Genomic DNA, 16,464 nt, shown 5'->3' with positions numbered 1-16,464 from the left:
GGAAAGGGATGCTGATGTCCCAATAGAGGATCACAATGGACATTCACCATTATTAGACCGCTACAGTTTTTTTCTCGGTGGCGCTTTGCATGGCCAGCTCTATGATGCGGATCACATCTCTGGACTGCCCGGCTGTGACTTCAAGTCTGCCGGTCCCATTGATGGCATCCCGCACATTAGCGTACAGCCCCGGGTAGTCACCCACCTCTGATTCTATTTTGGCTATCATATGCATGCCTTTGTAGTTGGTGTTGATCTTGCCCCATATCTCCTCTGGTTCCACTCCCCAGTTAGGTGTTTCAGAGGGAATCTTTCCGGCCTTCAATGCTTCTTCCTGCACATCAATGCCGCTTTTCACGAACGTACCCTGGTCACCATAAATTACGAACCTATAGCCAGGCTCTCTTACCAGCATGCCGGCTTTTAGCGTCACCTTTAGTGCAGGGTAATGCAGAATAACTTCAAAATTATCCACCGTTTTGGAGCCGGCTCTTTGGTGGGCTGTAAAAGCTGATACCTCTTTGGGCATTCCGAATAGGGTAAGTGCCTGGTCGATCAGGTGCGAGCCCAGATCGTACAAAATGCCGGAGCCAGGCAAATCTTCTTCTCTCCACGCATTGGGCTTCAGGTAGTTGCGGAACCGATCGTAGTGGATTTCCATTTCTACAATAGTGCCCAACAAGCCCTCCTTGATAATCTTTCTTATTGTGTTGAAGTCGCCATCGAACCGTCGGTTGTGGTGCACGGTGAGAACACAATTATATTTTTTCGCTATAGCAATCAGCTCATCGGCGTCAGCAGAGGTAATGGTAAACGGCTTTTCCACCAGCACATGCTTACCGGCCTCCAGGGCTCGTTTGGTCAGCTCAAAGTGAGAGGTATTTGACGTCGCCACCACAATTAGGTCAATGGCAGGGTCTTTGAAAAGGTCTTCGACATCTGCCACCACTGTGGCTTGAGGAAACCGCTGATTGGCCAGAGCAATATTACCTGGCCTCGACTCACGGATCTTATGGAGGTGGAGCCCGGGCACACTGACGATGATGGGTGCATGAAATACCTGGCCAGCTATTCCGAAGCCGATCAGACCTACATTAAGGGGATTGTTTGCCATGGCTCGAAGGTAGGAAAGAAAAAGACGAGAGCAATGGGCGTGTGGTTTAAAGAACCTGCCGCTTTGGGGTTGTCAGGAACCACACCTTGCAGTGGGAAATATTGATCCGGTCTGTCAGGGGATAGAGCATGGGTGTAGCTCTCTTTTTACATCGTAAGCCACGCAGCTACGACATCCGAATTTTTAAGTATATTTGACTATGGATATAATATCCTTAATGAAAGAACGTGAAACAGAATTTATTGAGTTGTGCAGGGCGCATAACGTGATAAAGATTTATGCTTTCGGCTCGTCTATTACCGACAAATTTGACCCTATAAAAAGCGATATTGACATCGTCGTTTCTCTTGATATTGACGATCCTGCCGATCGAGGCGAAGCTTTGCTTTCTCTTTGGGACAAGTTTGAGGAGTTCTTTAAAAGAAGGGTAGACCTGCTGACCGAGAATTCAATTAGGAACCCCATTCTCAAAGCCAATATTGATCGGACAAAGAAGCTCGTATATGACCGAGAGAGAGAAAAAGTTCTTATCTGATATTTTTAAATCGATCCTTCTTATCGAACAGTTCACGATAGATGTCGCCTCCTTTGCTGCCTATGAAAAAGATACAAGAACAAGGGCGGCGGTCGAACGTCATCTTGGAATTATTGGCGAAGCGGTCAATAAATTTTTAAAGGAATCAGGCAACAACGAAATAAATCATGCTCATCAAATTATAAGTATGAGAAACAGGATTATATATGCTTATGATGATATCGATGATTCCATCATTTGGTCGATAGTCACAAGACACCTGCCGCTACTAAAGAAAGAGATAGATAGTAAGTTGGGTGGTGATTGATTAGCATAAGGTTCCCAAGAACCGTCAAACTTTTGTAGTCGTTTCAATCGAGACTAAGCCTCTTTCGCCATGCCTTGTATCGTTTCAATCACTTTCTCGACTTCATCCAAAGGTCTGAAACCGTTCGATATCAAATAATATCCCTGATCGTTTTTCAACACTACTGTCGGAAAACCCTTCACGCCGGCGCTATTGCTCCACTGGAAATCCTGTGTTGTCTGGTATTTCATTTCCTCTGATTCAAACTTTTCGATGAAGGCTTTTGGGTCTAGTCCAAATTGAACAGCCAGCTCTTCGTGAACCGTATTGTCTGCGAAATCACGGCCTTCCAGGTACTGCTTCTTTTGCAGTGCATGGGCAAAAGGTACCACCTGGTCAGGCAGAAAGCTGCGGAAAGTAACCACTGCCCGTGAAGGGGGCTCGGAGTTCATCAAAGCTCCGGAAGGCAACAGTTCATTCAGATAAGGCTCCCCAAACTTTGCTCCTGTCATCTCTTCCACCCTTTTGTAAGCACTGGAAACATATCCGTGCATTGTAGAAAATGGCGCAATTCGGGTGCCTGTGATCATGCCTCCCACCACTACCTCGAAGTCGAAGTCCTCTTTTCTTTTATTGAACAGGTCGACAATAGTGCCACTAAAACCATAGCACCAGCCGCACAAAGGATCGAATATGTAAATGATTGTGTCTTTCTTCATCGAATTAAATGTCTATACATTCAATCAATTCTATACGATAAAAGGTTCAGATACTACAAAAACTCTGCTCTGATTTTTTCAGCAGCTTTAGCCACGCCAGTGCTGGCCAGCTCTTCGTAAAGGTAGAAATGGGGAAGGTTAGGCAGATTGGGCAGACTAGGGTCGATGACGAACTTTGGTGCATGGTCGGCAGTGTAATGCAGCAGGCTGGCGGCAGGATATACGGCCAGCGAGGTACCTACCACCATGAATATATCGGCAGACATCACCTCTCTGGCAGCATCCTCTATCAACGGTACCATTTCTCCAAACCAAACGATATTCGGCCTCAGCTGGGAACCTCTTTCGCATTTGTCGCCCAGCTTGAGCTCCCATCCGTCCATTTCATAGATGAGGTTTTCGTCCAGCGAGCTCCTTGATTGAAAAAGCTGGCCGTGCAGATGGATGATATTGGTGGAGCCGGCCATTTCGTGCAGTTTGTCTACATTTTGCGTAACAATAACGACTTCAAAATCTTTTTCAAGGTCGGCCAACGCAAAATGACCTGGGTTTGGTTTGGCTTCCAGTGCCTGCTTCCGTCGCATATTGTAGAAGTCGAGCACCAGCTCACGGTTACGGCGCCAGCCATCAATAGATGCCACCTCCATCACATCGAAGCCTTCCCAAAGCCCACCAGCATCCCGGAAGGTTTTGAGGCCGCTTTCTGCACTGATGCCGGCTCCGGTAAGGACGACGATTTTTTTCATTTAGCTTGATTTCAGCGACCAATAAAGACAGGCGTTGATGGCCTCCTGACTAATGCTTGGATAAGAAAGAAGAATACCTATTGAGGTTTCTCCAGATCTCAATTTTTCAATAATTAGGTCAACAGGGATTCTGGTGCCTTTTATGACAGGCTTGCCATACATGACTTTGGAGTCAGATGAGATGTATTCTTGGCAAAGCTTATTCATAGCTATTTATATCCAAGGTAACACCAAAATCAAAGAATTCATTACTCATTCATATTCTTAATCAACTGATGGAAGAATTGCACCACTTCTCTATAATTGTCGACAGCCAGGTGCTCGTTGATGCCATGAAACCCTGTAGCATTGTCGGGAGAGAGGCGGATTGGAAAGAAGCGATACTGGTTTTCTGATACATTTCGGTAGTGCTTGGTGTCGGTGCCTCCGCCTAGCAAGCCGGGCGTGACAATAGTGCCGGGCATTAGCTGCTTCACGGTTTTGGAAATCAACTGATAGGATGGCGAATTATGGTCAGCTACTCCCGATGGCTCGTTGATGCTACTTACTGGTTTTATTGTAATGCGGTCGTCGGCCACTACCTCAATGATATGCTCCAATACTTCCTGAGTTGTTTCTCCAGGCATCACCCGGAAGTTGACCACCGCAGTAGCGCTGGTAGGAATCACATTGTCTTTTACTCCGCCTTTGATGATCGTTGGTGCGGTGGTGGTGTGGGCGTTAAGCCCTTCCAAAATTTTGCCTCCAAGCAGCCAGGTGTTGGCGAAGGCCATTTTTTGCATAAAGGGCATTTCCGGTCCAACAATATTGATTTGCTCCTGAAGGGTAGGGGTCATTTTGTAGGGAAACTGGTTAGCTTCCAGCTTCACAATGGCCGCTGCCAGGGAACCAATGGTGTTATCTGCAGGAGGCATAGAAGAATGACCTCCGGGAGTTGTAATAGTTAGTTCATAAGAGATAAATCCCTTCTCAGCGACGTTGATGATGGCAACCGGCTTTTTTACGCCGGGCACCATGCCATCAGCCACATAGCCGCCTTCGTCCACTACGAACTCAGCGCTGACACCCTGCTCTTCCAGGTACTTGCCAATGGCCCCCGCACCTTGTTCGCCACCTACTTCTTCGTCGTGCCCGAAAGCCAGATAGATGGTTCGCTTGGGCTGAAGACCATCCGTCAGCGACATTTCCACTGCCTCCAGGATGCTCATTACGCCAACTTTGTCATCCATGGTACCACGTCCATAGATAAACCCATTCTTAATTTCGCCTGAAAACGGAGGTGCCTCCCAATTGGCCAGTGTGCCTTCGTCAACAGGTACCACATCCATGTGCGACATGAGAATGACAGGCTTGGCAGAGGCATCCGTGCCCTGCCATTTGTAGAGGAGGCTGTACCCGGCTATCACCTTTTTTTCCAATAAACTGTCGATCAAAGGGAAGGCCTCTGCCAGGAAATTATGAAAACCGTAAAACTCTGCTGAGTCAGGAGTGGCGGGATAACCAAAAGAGATGGTTTTATATTGAATAGCTTTTTGAAAGCGCTCTAACGCAGCATCTGGTACTTCAATTGGCGTGACAGATGCCACCTCAAATGTTTCGGAGGTGAAGGTCAGGGTTTTAACCAGCACAACAAGTACAAGGAGCAAAATGGCAGCCCCAATAATCATTAGTATTCTTTTCACGGTTACGGTTGGTTTGGAATGATAAACTTATGTTGTCAATTTGACCTTCAATATAAATGATGAATATGGAATTGCAGAAACTTAGGGAAGTTTAGAATGCGTTTCAGGGGTGGCCAAAATTATATTTGGCAGCTGAGAATAAGTGTCTCGCATAATTGAATGGTTTCAGTAGTGCCGTTTTGATAAAGTCAAAAATTTAGGTGCCTGTTACCGGCTTTTTTTAAAATTTTAGACGCAAGAGCTTGTTTGCCGAATTTTTTAATGAAAAGGTGTTGTGACTAATGTCGTTTATTTGTCGGTTGAATGATTAAACAAATCCTTGTCTTCCTGCTATTATGTTTTTTGTCCTTCGGATCCTTGTATGCGCAGGGCTCACCCACTTCGATGCCTGCCAGGCTGGGCGTTTCCACCGGCTTCCGTTCGTTTCTGATAAGAGACGAGCTTGAGTCGTTTAGAAACTTTTCAGGCGGTGCCGTGCCCGTTGGCGTCACGTGGGAGAAGGAAAAAGGGTTTGGTGAGTGGCACCTCGAGGCAGCGGTGGCCATGTCGAGGTTAACAGCTGACAACTCAAGGCTCAAACTAAAGACTTTCGTGTCTAACATGGATGTACAGTATCTTACTAATTTATCCAGATCGAAGACAGGCGGGCGGTTGTCTGTGCATGGCGGCATCAACCTGGTGAATCAGGCTTCGTCCCGAACCTATGCTTTTAACAGCCCCATCGGCGGGCAGGATCCGTTCACGGGAGAGTTTTTTTCTTCGCCTGAATTAATTGTCAAATTAAGAAATACTATTAAAAAAGGCAGGAGGCTTGAGTGGAGCATTGCCTGGGGCTCAATGGCTTATCTCATCTCCAGAGATTACCATCCCATCAGGGGCTTTCAAAGGTTCAGGGATGTCCCTAAGGGAATGGTGTTCGCCAATAATTTTTTAGACCTTGCCTCTAGCTTGTGTTATTCCATACCACTTACTGACAAAACAATCTTGTCAACTGCCTACAAATGGAGATACCTTCGCTACGAACGAAACTATCCATTTCAAATGGCTAATCATGAATTATGTGTTTCAATCTCATGGGCTTCACGAAAATGACAAAAACGATAGCGTTTATTTTGGTGGGAGTGATCCTTTTTGGATGCGAACGTGCTTTTTTCGAAGATGAGCCGGAGGATACCTATGTGAGCAATTTTGAGGTGTTCTGGTCCGAATTTGACCGTAATTATTCCTTCTTTGAGCTAAAAAACATAGACTGGGACTCACTGTATCACGTATATCGTCCCTTGGCAGAGTTGGCAGCAAACGATGGTCAGTTTTTTCAGGTTTTGGCCAAGCTGTCGCTCGAGTTGAAAGATGGTCATGTGAATGTGATCAGTCCTTATGGGGTGTCAACTTACGATTTTGCCAATGGTGAGAGACCTGTCGGGGCAGAAAACGTGAAGCCATACCTTTACAATGTGAAGCAGGCCGGAAGCTCCATTGAATATGCTGAGCTCCTTCGGCAAAATGTAGGCTATATTCATATCAAAACCTTCGGAGGGGACATTGAAGACTACGAGAAAATAGACGATATACTTGAGGCATTAAAAAAAGAAGACGGGCTTATTGTCGACGTACGGTCTAACGGTGGTGGGAGTACCACAAAAAGTCAGACCATCGCCAGCAGATTTGCTGACAAAGAGAGACTGTATCTGAAAGTAAAATACAAGAATGGCCCGGGGCATGGCGATTTTACCGACTGGGACGAACGAACCGTGTCGCCTGAAGGGCCTTCTCAATATAATAAGCCGGTTGTTGTTTTGACTGATAAGAAGACTTTTAGCGCTTCTGAGGAGTTTGTATTGGCTATGAGGTTATTTCCTCAAGTCACGATTGTGGGGGACACTACCGGCGGAGGCTCAGGGAACCCCATTTTGAGAGAACTCCCGAATGGATGGGTATTCAGGCTGTCAAGCTGGATAGCCGCCGACCCGGACAATAATACCTACGAAGGTATCGGGTTGGTACCGGACATACCGGTGACTATGGTGGCCCAAAATTCGCTTGACGATACGGATTATGCGCTGCTGGAAGCGCTGAGGGTGCTTGACAACGAGTAACCTGATCTACACTTTGCTTTTTGAGTATTTCTCCAGCCCCTTTTTGGCTTGCTCGCTTATCTTTTTCTTGAGAAAAGGAGTCCACCCCAACAAAAGTCCGGCAGTGCCCAGTGCTTGCCTGCTCCATTTCCAAAAGCTGAAATAATCGGCGTGCCTGATTATTTTCCCATCTTTGAACTCAAAGCTGGCTGAAACCACATTGTGAACCATGTTGCCGGTGCTGCTAAAAAGGTAGTCGGCTGTCCAGTTGGCAGTTCCATTTGTTTCGGTGGCTTGAACGTTAGAAAATTTAATCGAAAGGGTCTCCTTACCTCTTTCAATCAGCATCCGCCACATGTTTCTGGCTTGTTCACCTTTCAATGTTTCGAAGACTGGATCAGAGAATTCTACTTCGTCATGATAAAGAGCTGCCATGGCCTCTGGATCGTGCCGGGCGAATGCACTGTAAAAGCTTTCGATCACTTCTTTATTGGTGAGGGCCATATTAATGTGTTGATACAGTCTGGAGCAAATTGGCCAAAGTTTTGGGTAGTTCAAAGTTAGAGAGTTTACTCAGTCGGCGGCGGGTTCGGTGAGACCCAGCCTTGAATTGGTAAGAGGCTGATCTGCATATCCCAAAATAGGGTGGCAAATCATTCATTATTGACCATTCAGAAATAACGATTCGGCCTAATTGCATTTTAATTCTTATCTTCAATCACAGACAGTTGATAAGAATTCTTTTACCACTTAAACACACTTCATCGATGAACAAGTATTGTTGTCTAATAGCTGCTTTATTACTTTTCGCCACCTCCCTTTCTGCCCAGCAGGTCACATTAACTAAAGATCAAATCGTTGCAATGACCTCCGAATGGAAGGGCGAGCGGCTGGCGGATGGTCGGCCAAAGGTGCCGGATGATCATCTGGAGCGCTTGAAAAATATTTCTATTGAAGAGGCATGGGGTATCATGCGAAACAAAGGGTACCACAACCAGTTTGAAGGCGATTGGATGATTATGGACAATGAAAAGCCTATGACTGGCCGTGCACTCACAGTGCAATACATGCCAGCCAGGGCCGATTACCATGAGATGATTATGGCAAAAGGAAAAGCTGAGAATCGGATTGGAAACTTCAATTCGTGGCCTATCGACATGCTGAAGCCAGGTGACATTTACGTGGCCGATAGCTACGGAAAAATCGTTGATGGCACACTCATTGGCGACAATCTGGGCAACTCCATTTATGCCAAATCGAAAAACGGGGTCATTTTTTACGGTTCTGTACGTGACGAAGAAGGGTTGTCAAAAATTGACGGCTTTAATATGTGGGTGAAGGGGTACGATCCTTCCTATATCCAGGGAATGATGCTCGGCGGTATCAACGTTCCGATACGAATAGGAAGGGCTACCGTGTTGCCTGGAGACGCTGTTTTGGCCAAAAAAGGTGGCGTTATCTTCATTCCGGCGCATCTTCTTGCCGATTTACTTATTAATGCTGAATTCATAGCGCTGAGAGACCAGTTTGGCCATCAGAGGCTGAGAGAGGGCAAGTTTACACCAGGGCAGATTGACCAAAGATGGACCGATGAAATTAAGAATGACTTTCTAAAATGGCTTGATGCTAATCCTGATAAAATTCCAATGTCAAGGGCAGAGCTAGACGCCTATATGAAAGACAGAACGTGGTAATTGAAATTTTCACTTGATAAAAACCAACTTATGATTAATCAAGAAAAAACACCCTCCGATAAGTACTTAGAAAAGCTTGGGATAAAAGATGAGCCTGTTGCTACGCCCGAAGCAAACAACAGTGACGAAGGTGGCGACAATCGTCGTGACTTTATGAAAAAGGTGGGCCTCGGCGGCCTGGCTTTGGGAGGCTTTATGTTTAGCAGCATAGAGGATACCATGGCGCATTCTACTTCAAAAGTAAACCGCTATGCAGCTCCCTCTGATCTCAAAATCACTGACATGCGGTACGCTGTTGTAATGAATGGTCATGCCCGCTGCCCCGTGATTAGAATTGATACCAATCAGGGGATTTCGGGCTATGGAGAGGTAAGAGACGGTGCATCGTGGCGTTACGCCATGTTTCTCAAGAGCCGCATCAAGGGCATGAATCCATGCAGCGTGGAGCAGATCTTCAAACGTATCAAGCAGTTCGGTTTCCATGGTCGCCAGGGTGGGGGAGTTTGTGCGGTAGAAATGGCTTTGTGGGATTTGGCGGGCAAAGCTTACAATGTTCCGGCTTATCAGCTTTTAGGCGGTAAATACAGAGACAAGGTTCGTTTGTATGCCGATACACCTCAGGGAAGAAACGAAGACGAATTCACAGCCATGGTGGCTAAAAGAGTTGATGAGCAAGGCTTCACCTTCATGAAAATGGACTTTGGTATTGAACTCCTGAGAGATATTCCCGACACAGTGGCAAACAGTAACTTTTGGGACACTGGTCGGCAGTGGACCAACGAGCCAATGACCTACGGATCGACAGAACATCAGTTTACTCAGGTGCAGATTACCGACAAGGGGCTTGATATTCTGATGCAGCGGATAGAAAGAGTGAGAAACAAAATAGGTTATTCTATTCCGCTTGCGTCCGATCACTATGGCCACTTCGATCACAACAACGCCATAAGGTTAGGTAGAGCTGTGGAAAAGTACAGACTAGCGTGGCTGGAAGATCTTATTCCGTGGAAGTTTACAGAACAATGGAAGATGATATCCGACGCCATTGAAACCCCGACAACAACAGGCGAAGATATTTACCTGAAGGAAGAATTCATCAAGCTGATTGACGCAAGGGCAATTGATATTGTGCATCCTGACCTCGCTACTTCAGGTGGTTTGCTGGAGACCAAGAAGATTGGTGATTATGCAGAAGAAAAGGGTGTGGCGATGGCGATGCACTTTGCCGGAACACCGATATCATTCATGGCCAATGTTCACTGTGCGGCGGCTACCCAGAATTTCATGGCCCTTGAGCACCATTCGGTAGACCTGGACTACTGGCAGAACCTGGTGAAGATGACTGGGAAAGGGATCATGATCGAAAAGGGCTTTGCGCCGGTTCCTGATGCGCCCGGCCTGGGTGTTGAGCTCAACGAAGAAGTAGTGAAGCAGCACCTGGATCCTGAGAACAACAAGTATTTCGCACCTACGCCGGAGTGGGACGTAGAGAGATCATGGGACAGACTTTGGAGCTAATATGCTTCAGATGTCAATAAGAAAAGGCCCGTTATTTGATGGGCCTTTTGCTATTTTGTATTGTTGAGTTCTCTCAGCATTCCACCGAACACAAGCCCATGGATAGGGAAGATGGAGTACCAGTAAAGCCTTCCCCATAAGCCTCTGGGTCTGAAAGTGGCCGTCTGATAAAGCACGCCGTCGTCTATGATGAACTCCAGCCAAGCTTCGCCAGGCACTTTCATTTCGGCAAAGAGCAAGAGTCGCTTTTCATCTTTATTGGCGTACAGCACACGCCAAAAATCCAATGAGTCGCCAGCATTGATGTCGTTGACGTTGGTTCTGCCTCGCCTAAGCCCTACGCCGCCCACGAGTTTGTCGAGAAAGCCCCGAAGCTTCCACAACCAATTGCCATAGTACCAGCCAGTTTCGCCGCCCAGCGCCCAGATGCGGTCAAGGACTTTGTCTGTGTCCTTCACCTTCACATCCCTTTTGTCTTTGAGGCATCCGTAAACTGGCACTTCGATGTATTCCGAAAGGTTTTCACTCATTCTTCCACTTACCAAGCTGTCTTTCCAGCTTGAAGGCACTACATGCTGATTGATTTTTGAGAAGGCTTTTGCAAGTGCCTCGGCATAGCTGATTGTTTCAATGTCCAGAAGCTTGGCCAGGCGGTCGTCGCTGCAAACCACTTCCACTTTCATGCTGTCGACCAGGGTCACTGCCAGCCGATAGGAAGTAGAAGTGACAAAAAATAGCCAATATGATGACAGCTTTGGTGTCATGACCGGCAGGGTAAATATCCATCTTTTCAGTTTTCGTGCCTTGGCGAACCCCAGTAACATTTCTTTGTAGGTGAGCACGTCGGGCCCTCCTATGTCATAGTTGTCGTTGTAGGTGGCTTTGTTGTGTAACACACTCGACAGAAAAAGAATGACATCAGTAATGCCAACAGGCTGGCAGCGGGTGTTGAGCCAACGGGGAGTGATCATCACGGGTAGCTTCTCCACGAGGTCTCTGATGATTTCAAAAGAAGCACTTCCTGACCCAACGATGATGCCAGCCCGCAAGGTGGTGAGCGCAAAGTTGCCTTGCGACAGGATATTCTCCACTTCTTTTCTTGAAGCCAGGTGTTTTGAAAGGGTTTCTTCGTTCACAATTCCGCTTAGGTAGATGACCTGTTCGATTTTCTTGCCTGCTACTGCTTTGTTGAAATTGTGGGCGGACTTGCTTTCGAGCTCATTGAATTTGCCTGATGAGCCCGACATTGAATGAATGAGGTAGTAGGCAGCATCGATACCTTCAGGAATGTTTTTAAGGGTGTCTTTTTTTAGAAAATCGACCTCCACCACCTCGATGTGCCCATCCAGGTGTTTTGGTGGGTTGAATCGTTTGGCATCTCTTACGCAGCATATCACCTCATGGCCGTGGTTGACCAAAGCCGGAAGCAACCTTTTGCCGATGTAGCCGGTGGCGCCGGTCAGGAGAATTCTCATAGAATTGATTCAAGTGGATGAGGAAGAGCCTCATGTTATCAGTATAACCAAGGAGGTGCCGTTCTGTTTATTTGCCGGACGAAACGGCTTTAGTTTAAGGGCTGTCAGGGGACAGCCCTTGGGTGGTAGCCCATTTAGTACTGATGAAATAGCCATAAGGAATACCATACCCAACGGAACCGGCGTGGAACGATGAATAAGTGAATCGAAAATCTAAATATACATTCCCATTGGTAAAAGCTATTCCCGCTTCGGCGGACCGATCGCACCGGCGAACCGGTGGCCGCTGAGAAACAAATTATATACACATGAATACAAAGAAAAAGAATGTCCCCTTGGTCTGTCCCCTGACAGACCAATTCCAGCTTCCTTTCGCCCTTTTCCTAAAACCTTTCGGAGTAGTGGGTTAATATACCGAATTCATCTATGCCTTCTTCATAGAACTTTGCTGAAGACCATTTGTAATCTTCGGGAGTTGATGCGAGACTCCATTTTTCCTGAAGCGGGTTGAGATGAATATAATCCATTTTCTGTTCGAACATTTGCCTGGAGGTAATAGCAACTGCAAGTGGATCCCTTTGCCAAAACCTATGCTTTCTGTCTTCGGCCGTCTCCTGGAAATCACCTATGAGTTTTGGGTATTTTGATCGAGTAAGTTTGAGGAATTGGCTGCTAGTCCACTTGTTAAAAGAAGCATTTGGCATTTCCTTTCCATTGAACTTGAGCATTTCCCATATCAGGTGGAGGTGGTTCGGCATTAAAACAAATGCATTAACGCAAATTAGCTCCTTATCAACCAACCACTTTAACTGGTTAATTATAATCTCATTGAAGCCATCATTTTTTAATAAGGTCTTCCAATCTTTGATGGTATCCGTCCAAAAGTAGACTTCATCTAAATCCATTTTTGAATTTCTCGGGGTCTCAAAAATAGAATTACCCATAGTCAGAAACGTTCTTTGAGTGTCGCTAAACCTTTTTCGTAAAGGCGAGGCTGTCAGGGGACAGCCCTTAGGCGTGGGTATACCTTTCTTCGTTCACCCTTGGTCTGTCCCCCGACAGACCAATCTACTGATCAATTCTTTTGCAAAGCTGCTCCATTACCCAATTTGTTCGGGTGGCTGAAACGCCTGTGCTTGGACATTTGCCTTTGCCAGTGAGTTCGTCTACGATGGTTTGTATGAGTGGCTGCTGAATGTGTCTGGGGATATCAAACGTCATCCTTTCGGCGGGCTTTCCTTCCACTTTCAATGTCACGGAGTGGTCGCTGAAATAGGGGAAAGAAATCTCACCCTTGCTGCCAATGATGGTAGTTACCTCTTCATCTGAGGCATCTGAGGTAGCAAAGCACCAGGTTCCCTGCCCGAGCACACCACTTTCAAAAACGAATGAGCCAGTCACAATATCTTCTGCCGGGTAAATACCACCCTGGTTGGCCGCATAACCATGGGCGTGTTTCACAGGGCCTAGCAGAAAGTCCAGAATATCTAGTTGATGGCAGCCGAGGTCGTAGAAATAACCACCGCCAGCCACTTCAGGAAAAATGCGCCAGTTTTCAGGGTCATGGGCTGCACCCACTATGTCCGGCTCCAGTGGCTTATTGAGCTTAATATTTACATACCTCACGTCGCCAATTACCCCAGATTCAATCAATGATTTTACCTTCAAAAAATTGGGCAGCATTCTGCGGTAGTAGGCAATGAACAAAGGTACTCCTGCTGCTTGGCAGGCATCCACCATGGACTGACATTCTGCCGAACTTCTAGCCATAGGTTTTTCCACGTACACTGGCTTGCCTGCCTTGGCAGCTTTGAAAGTGTAGTCGGCATGTGAGCCGGGAGGAGTGGCGATATAGATGGCGTTGATATCAGGGTCGTTAATAAGTTTGTCAGCATCGTCATACCATTTTGGGACGCCGTGTCTTTTGGAGAAGTCAGCTGCCTTTTCGCCGTTGCGCCGCATGACGGCCACGAGGCTTGAGTTTTCTACTTTCTGGAATGCCGGACCACTTTTTACTTCGCATACATCGCCTACGCCAATAATGCCCCAGCGTACTTCTTTGAGGGTGTTAAACATAAAAATTGTGTCTTTCGTAAAAGTTAAAGATAAAAATAAACCCCAGAACTGTGGAGAAATTCTGGGGTTTGGGAAAACTCCCGACCGGTTTTGTTATATCTTTTGTGGCATCGGCTTTTAAAATTCTATTCTATAGCTCAGGTTAGGCAAAAGCCCCAACTGCTGGAATGTCTCAATTTTGCCAGTTCTGCTGTCAAAGTACTCACCAAACACATTGTATCTGGCTGTTACATTCTGAACATTAATTGAAAGGATGGACGAATGTCCGGGTTTGTTGCGGCGGTAGCTTATGCCAACATCCAATCGGGCATAGTCGGGCAGACGTTGGTCATAAGCATTCGCATAGTCTAACACTGTTCTGTCCTCAGCAATGCTTTGCTCAAGATTAATCGGTACTTTCCGGTTGCCGCCAGCATAAATCACCCGGGTATTGAAGCCGAGAAGATTATCCTTTGTTCTGCCGACCTTATACTCTTTACCAGCGATAAAATTACCGGTAAAATTTCCGTTGAAACGTGTGTTTCGTTCGATACCATCCGCTCCGGTATACTTCGACTGGTACAGTGAAGAAGTGACCATATAGTAAAAACCGTTTGTTAAGAACTTTTCCAGCGTTAGCTCGAGGCCATAGTTGCGCCCGGTTCCGTTGTTGGTTAATGGACGAGTCGTGTAGCCATCTTTGGCGTTCAGTACACTAAATGTTGGCGCCCATTCATCCGTATTTGTCACTTGTGCAATCGGTACATTATAAAGGTGCTGATAATAGGCTTCGGCTTTTAGCCGAACGTTCTCGGTCAGCTGTTTTTCATAACCAATTACAAAATGACCGGCTTTGCTCATCTCGAGGCCCTTGTTGTGCTGAACCAGGGTTCCATCCTCAAGGGTTTCGTTAGCCAGATAGAGCGACGCCGATTCAAGGCGGCTGTGAAGCCCAATGCCTGCAGTTATCGATGAACCCCTGGCAACTGTCCACTTCATTCCAAAACGTGGTTCCAGTGCATGCTGGTTTTTCAGAAAAAGGTGCGAATAGTGGAACCCTGTGTTCAACGTCAGATGCTCACCTGCCCGGTACTGCCATTGTGAGAAACCCTGAAGGAACAACATGCTACCGGCTGCGTCTAGTCCCGTGTAAGTGGTGTCATCAATATTGTTGTAGTAGCTTGAAATGAGGTCGTAGCCGAGGGAACTGGCAATGATGCCGGAGCGCAGCGTATTGCGGGCGTTGAACTTTTGATTAAGCATTGTCGATACCCGGTAGTCTTTCCTCAGAAAAGATTCCTTGTTGTGCACCTGGAGTTTCAGCGAGTCTTCGTCATAAGAATTGTAACCTCTGGAACTTGTGAGTTTTGTTTCGAGAAAAGTATCGTTATTCAAAAAGTAGATATGGGAAAGGCCCATTGCGCCCATGCCTGACTTAAAATTGCTGTTGAAATTGTCTCCATCTTCAGGCACAGCCAGCTCGGTGTCTCTGCTCAGCCCCCCGAGGCCCCATAGGGAGAAGGTACCGGCCTTCCGGGTCGGTAAATGAAGCTTGTAGGATAGATCCTGAAACACAATCTCTTCTTCTCCGAAGATAGGAAGCAGACCAAGTTGGTTAAGCAGAGAAAGTGTAGAATAGCGGTAGTTCAATAAATACGAAGCTTTGCCTCCTTTTTTTAGCGGGCCTTCGGCCGCCACGGCAATGCCAAGCACACCCGCCTGAAAAGCGTATTCTCTCTTATCGGTATTGCCTTTTCTGAGGTTGATGTCAAACACACCACTCAGAGCGTTGCCATACTGCGCAGGAAATGCACCTGTGTAAAAGTCGGAATTGGCGAGCATGTTGTTGCTCAAAATACTGATGCCTCCCGATGAAGAGCCCTCCTCCGCAAAGTGATTGGGGTTAGGTACTTCCACACCCTCTACCCGCCAAAGCATGCCTCTGGGGGAGTTGCCTCTGATCACCAGCTCATTTTGGATGTCATCGCCGCCGCCACGCACACCTGCAAAAGACTGTGCAGCCCTGGCCGGATCATCAAAGGTTGCCGCATAACGGCTTGTTTCCTCCACGTTGATGGATTTGGCACTGACAGTGGCAAAGTCGTTAAGTGGAGTTCCTTTGTCTTGTTCCGAGGCAGTGACAACCACCTCAGCCATTTGAACAATGGATTCTGTCAGGTGAACATTCAGTACCACTTCTTTTCCTGAGCCCACCAGCACTTCCGGAATCAGTTTGTTTTCGTAGCCAACAAATGAAATCTGCACATGGTGGCGCCCAACAGGCACTTTTTCAATTTTGAAATAGCCATCAAGGTCGGTTACCGCACCCTTCATGGGGTTGCTGTTGACGATCATTACCGTGGCACCTGGCACAGGCGCCAGCGACTGCGCATCCAGCACCTGGCCCTTCACTGTTTGCGTTAAGTCCTGGCTGGCAAAGGCAAAAGAGTATCCCGAGAGCAAGCTGCTCAGCAGCAAGCATTTAAAAAAATTAGGCATATGATTATTTTGAGATTTTAACTTGCTACAATGACGATGACCGCCGCCAAAGGTTTCCAAACATTT

Annotated in this window: 16 protein-coding genes; 6 read left to right on the top strand and 10 right to left on the bottom strand. The window is 46.8% G+C overall.

Annotated features, from left to right (window positions below):
- Positions 1–52: 52 nt before the first annotated feature.
- Entirely contained in the window at positions 53–1,114 is a 1,062-nt protein-coding gene (locus RT717_RS16450; protein ID WP_317487473.1) for an oxidoreductase, read from the bottom strand.
- A gap of 217 nt (positions 1,115–1,331) precedes the next feature.
- Here RT717_RS16450 and RT717_RS16445 point away from each other — a divergent pair, with 217 nt between their 5' ends.
- Entirely contained in the window at positions 1,332–1,649 is a 318-nt protein-coding gene (locus RT717_RS16445) for a nucleotidyltransferase family protein (RefSeq protein ID WP_317487472.1), read from the top strand.
- Positions 1,618–1,956 (top strand): HepT-like ribonuclease domain-containing protein, encoded by a 339-nt coding sequence (locus RT717_RS16440; protein WP_317487471.1) that lies wholly within the window; start codon positions 1,618–1,620, stop codon positions 1,954–1,956. Before RT717_RS16445 ends, RT717_RS16440 begins: the two co-directional genes overlap by 32 nt.
- Positions 1,957–2,009: 53 nt before the next feature.
- Here RT717_RS16440 and RT717_RS16435 read toward each other — a convergent pair whose 3' ends face one another.
- The 4 genes from RT717_RS16435 to RT717_RS16420 are packed head-to-tail and all read right to left on the bottom strand — an operon-like array spanning position 2,010 to position 5,082.
- Positions 2,010–2,654, bottom strand: a complete 645-nt coding sequence (locus RT717_RS16435; protein ID WP_317487470.1) for a DsbA family protein — start codon at positions 2,652–2,654, stop codon at positions 2,010–2,012.
- Positions 2,655–2,707: 53 nt separating this feature from the next.
- Complete coding sequence (locus tag RT717_RS16430) at positions 2,708–3,400, bottom strand: SIR2 family NAD-dependent protein deacylase (RefSeq protein ID WP_317487469.1); 693 nt, start codon at positions 3,398–3,400, stop codon at positions 2,708–2,710.
- Complete coding sequence (locus RT717_RS16425; protein WP_317487468.1) at positions 3,401–3,607, bottom strand: DUF433 domain-containing protein; 207 nt, start codon at positions 3,605–3,607, stop codon at positions 3,401–3,403.
- Positions 3,608–3,648: 41 nt separating this feature from the next.
- Complete coding sequence (locus tag RT717_RS16420) at positions 3,649–5,082, bottom strand: M20 family peptidase (RefSeq protein ID WP_317487467.1); 1,434 nt, start codon at positions 5,080–5,082, stop codon at positions 3,649–3,651.
- A 303-nt stretch (positions 5,083–5,385) separates the two neighbouring features.
- Here RT717_RS16420 and RT717_RS16415 point away from each other — a divergent pair, with 303 nt between their 5' ends.
- Positions 5,386–6,174 carry a hypothetical protein gene (locus RT717_RS16415; RefSeq protein ID WP_317487466.1) on the top strand — a complete coding sequence of 263 codons (789 nt, stop codon included), beginning with the start codon at positions 5,386–5,388 and terminating at the stop codon, positions 6,172–6,174.
- Positions 6,171–7,178 (top strand): S41 family peptidase, encoded by a 1,008-nt coding sequence (locus tag RT717_RS16410; RefSeq protein ID WP_317487465.1) that lies wholly within the window; start codon positions 6,171–6,173, stop codon positions 7,176–7,178. The genes RT717_RS16415 and RT717_RS16410 overlap by 4 nt, the downstream gene beginning before the upstream one ends.
- A gap of 6 nt (positions 7,179–7,184) precedes the next feature.
- Here the strand turns inward: RT717_RS16410 and RT717_RS16405 are convergent, their stop codons facing one another.
- Positions 7,185–7,661 carry a nuclear transport factor 2 family protein gene (locus tag RT717_RS16405; protein ID WP_317487464.1) on the bottom strand — a complete coding sequence of 159 codons (477 nt, stop codon included), beginning with the start codon at positions 7,659–7,661 and terminating at the stop codon, positions 7,185–7,187.
- A 263-nt stretch (positions 7,662–7,924) separates the two neighbouring features.
- On the opposite strand from RT717_RS16405, the gene RT717_RS16400 reads away from it, so the two are divergent.
- Together RT717_RS16400 and RT717_RS16395 are read left to right on the top strand one after the other, a co-directional pair.
- Positions 7,925–8,851 carry an RraA family protein gene (locus RT717_RS16400; protein ID WP_317487463.1) on the top strand — a complete coding sequence of 309 codons (927 nt, stop codon included), beginning with the start codon at positions 7,925–7,927 and terminating at the stop codon, positions 8,849–8,851.
- 30 nt (positions 8,852–8,881) lie between these two features.
- Entirely contained in the window at positions 8,882–10,369 is a 1,488-nt protein-coding gene (locus RT717_RS16395) for a mandelate racemase/muconate lactonizing enzyme family protein (protein ID WP_317487462.1), read from the top strand.
- Between the two features lie 50 nt (positions 10,370–10,419).
- On the opposite strand, the gene RT717_RS16390 is transcribed toward RT717_RS16395, so the two are convergent.
- From RT717_RS16390 to RT717_RS16375, 4 genes are all read right to left on the bottom strand, one after another.
- Positions 10,420–11,844 (bottom strand): SDR family oxidoreductase, encoded by a 1,425-nt coding sequence (locus tag RT717_RS16390; RefSeq protein WP_317487461.1) that lies wholly within the window; start codon positions 11,842–11,844, stop codon positions 10,420–10,422.
- Between the two features lie 383 nt (positions 11,845–12,227).
- A complete protein-coding gene (locus RT717_RS16385) occupies positions 12,228–12,788 on the bottom strand; it encodes a transposase (protein ID WP_317487460.1) in 561 nt (186 codons plus the stop codon).
- 124 nt (positions 12,789–12,912) lie between these two features.
- Complete coding sequence (locus tag RT717_RS16380) at positions 12,913–13,920, bottom strand: Gfo/Idh/MocA family protein (RefSeq protein ID WP_317487459.1); 1,008 nt, start codon at positions 13,918–13,920, stop codon at positions 12,913–12,915.
- A 117-nt stretch (positions 13,921–14,037) separates the two neighbouring features.
- Complete coding sequence (locus tag RT717_RS16375; RefSeq protein ID WP_317487458.1) at positions 14,038–16,398, bottom strand: TonB-dependent receptor; 2,361 nt, start codon at positions 16,396–16,398, stop codon at positions 14,038–14,040.
- Positions 16,399–16,464: the final 66 nt, after the last annotated feature.

Source organism: Imperialibacter roseus (assembly GCF_032999765.1).
In the GTDB taxonomy this organism is placed as follows: domain Bacteria; phylum Bacteroidota; class Bacteroidia; order Cytophagales; family Cyclobacteriaceae; genus Imperialibacter; species Imperialibacter roseus.
Note: the sequence above shows the minus strand (reverse complement) of the source record. Positions and strands in the feature narration are given on the sequence as shown.